We start from the raw sequence: 2,287 nt of genomic DNA, 5'->3' as shown, positions 1-2,287 counted from the left end.
TACGCCGTGGGTCGATGTTTGATGTTATGGAGCAGCAACGATGTTACGCAGCAGGGCAGTCGCCCTAAAACAAAGTTATGTGTTTTTCTTGCAAGCGCCATGATTAATCAAAACTTTTTTCTAGCCATGCGGCATGGGTGAATTAAAAAACAGTGCCTTAGAGCGTCAATTTGGTACCTTATTTTTGCGATTTTAAGTGGTTGTAAGTTGCTGTTTTTAAGGTGTTTATTTTTCTTGAGAACTGGTTGGTAAATGTTAGTCTTCGACTCAAATAGAAAGAGGGCTAGAAAATGGATAAAACAGACCAGTTATATGTACAAGCAGACTTTTCACATCAAGACATGAGTGGTCAGTATTTTAAAAATTGCAAATTTTTCTGCTGTTCCTTTAAACGAGCGAACCTCCGCGATACACAATTTGTAGATTGTTCTTTCATTGAACGAGGTGAATTAGAGGGGTGTGATTTTTCTTACTCGGATCTTAGAGATGCATCTTTTAAAAACTGCAGTCTTTCAATGTCGTATTTCAAAGGTGCAAATTGTTTTGGTATCGAGTTCAGAGAATGCGATTTAAAGGGTGCCAATTTTGCTCAAGCTAGCTTCATGAATCAGGTATCGAACAGAATGTATTTTTGTTCAGCTTATATAACAGGTTGTAATCTTTCATACGCCAACTTTGAAAGGCAGTGTATCGAAAAGTGTGATTTGTTTGAGAATAGATGGATTGGCGCAAATCTGAGTGGTGCATCATTTAAAGAGTCTGATTTAAGTCGGGGAGTATTTTCTGAAGGGTGTTGGAGCCAGTGTAGGTTGCAAGGTTGTGATTTGAGCCACTCGGAGTTGTATGGTTTAGACCCTCGGAAAGTTGACCTTACAGGTGTAAAAATCTGTTCGTGGCAGCAAGAACAACTTTTAGAGCAATTAGGTTTAATAGTAGTTCCTGACTAAATTTGATGGTTTGAACACACACATAACAAACGCCTCAAGAGGGACTGTCAACGCGTGGCGTTTCCAGTCCCAATGAGCTGTGGTGGTTACGGCTGTTGTGTTTGGGTTTAGTGTCATGCGTTGCCAGCCCCTTAGGCGGGCGTTAGATGCCAGATTTGGCGTTGCGTATGCTCACAGAAAATCGATAGCCGCAAGACTGTTTTTGGCAACTCATAGCCACTACAATTTCTCCTTCATACCGTAGAGGAGATTGCGCGTGAAGAACTGGATATTTCTGGCTGTTTCAATCTTTGGCGAGGTCATCGCAACTTCCGCACTGAAGTCTAGCCATGGATTCACTAGGTTAGTTCCTTCCGTTGTAGTTGTGGCTGGCTACGGGCTTGCGTTCTATTTCTTGTCTCTCGCGCTCAAGTCCATTCCGGTCGGTATTGCTTACGCTGTATGGGCTGGGCTTGGCATCGTGCTTGTGGCAGCTATTGCTTGGATTTTCCATGGCCAAAAACTAGACTTCTGGGCGTTCATTGGCATGGGACTTATCGTCAGTGGCGTCGCCGTTCTAAACCTGCTATCCAAGGTCAGCGCACATTGACCGGGTTGGCATCTAACAATTCATTCAAGCCGACGCCGCTTCGCGGCGCGGCTTAATTCAGGCGTTAGGCATCACAAAGTACAGCATCGTGACCAACAGCAACGATTCCGTCACACTGCGCCTCATGACTGAGCATGACCTTGCGATGCTCTATGAGTGGCTAAATCGATCTCATATCGTCGAGTGGTGGGGCGGAGAAGAAGCACGCCCGACACTTGCTGACGTACAGGAACAGTACTTGCCAAGCGTTTTAGCGCAAGAGTCCGTCACTCCATACATTGCAATGCTGAATGGAGAGCCGATTGGGTATGCCCAGTCGTACGTTGCTCTTGGAAGCGGGGACGGATGGTGGGAAGAAGAAACCGATCCAGGAGTACGCGGAATAGACCAGTCACTGGCGAATGCATCACAACTGGGCAAAGGCTTGGGAACCAAGCTGGTTCGAGCTCTGGTTGAGTTGCTGTTCAATGATCCCGAGGTCACCAAGATCCAAACGGACCCGTCGCCGAGCAACTTGCGAGCGATCCGATGCTACGAGAAAGCGGGGTTTGAGAAGCAAGGTACCGTAACCACCCCAGATGGTCCAGCCGTGTACATGGTTCAAACACGCCAGGCATTCGAGCGAACACGCAGTGATGCCTAAGTCAAACGTTGGGCGCACAATAAGGCTCCTCGCAGAGTTGCTTGAAAGTTGTTACGATTCAAATTCAATCATGAGATAGTCAGCAGATGAGCACTTCCAAGAACGCAG

3 protein-coding genes are annotated in these 2,287 nt (G+C 46.3%); all 3 read left to right on the top strand.

From position 1 onward, the window contains the following. Positions 1-290 precede the first annotated feature (290 nt). The 3 genes from R7M72_RS24195 (at position 291) to aac(6')-Ib (ending at position 2,179) form a co-directional block, all read left to right on the top strand. Entirely contained in the window at positions 291-947 is a 657-nt protein-coding gene (locus tag R7M72_RS24195; RefSeq protein WP_000361704.1) for a quinolone resistance pentapeptide repeat protein QnrVC4, read from the top strand. Positions 948-1,203: 256 nt separating this feature from the next. After that, positions 1,204-1,536, top strand: coding sequence for a quaternary ammonium compound efflux SMR transporter QacF (locus R7M72_RS24190; RefSeq protein ID WP_015243636.1), 333 nt, complete (start codon positions 1,204-1,206; stop codon positions 1,534-1,536). An 88-nt stretch (positions 1,537-1,624) separates the two neighbouring features. Continuing rightward, positions 1,625-2,179 (top strand): AAC(6')-Ib family aminoglycoside 6'-N-acetyltransferase, encoded by a 555-nt coding sequence (gene aac(6')-Ib, locus R7M72_RS24185; protein ID WP_022631510.1) that lies wholly within the window; start codon positions 1,625-1,627, stop codon positions 2,177-2,179. Positions 2,180-2,287 lie beyond the last annotated feature (108 nt).

Origin of the sequence: Vibrio sp. YT-18, from assembly GCF_033337345.1 — a bacterium.
Classification (GTDB): Bacteria; Pseudomonadota; Gammaproteobacteria; order Enterobacterales; family Vibrionaceae; genus Vibrio; species Vibrio alginolyticus.
Note: the sequence above shows the minus strand (reverse complement) of the source record. Positions and strands in the feature narration are given on the sequence as shown.

Bases quoted from the DNA above. Each gene is read 5' to 3' on its own strand.
- R7M72_RS24195 (WP_000361704.1), top strand. From the start codon at position 291: ATGGATAAAACAGACCAGTTATATGTACAAGCAGACTTTTCACATCAA.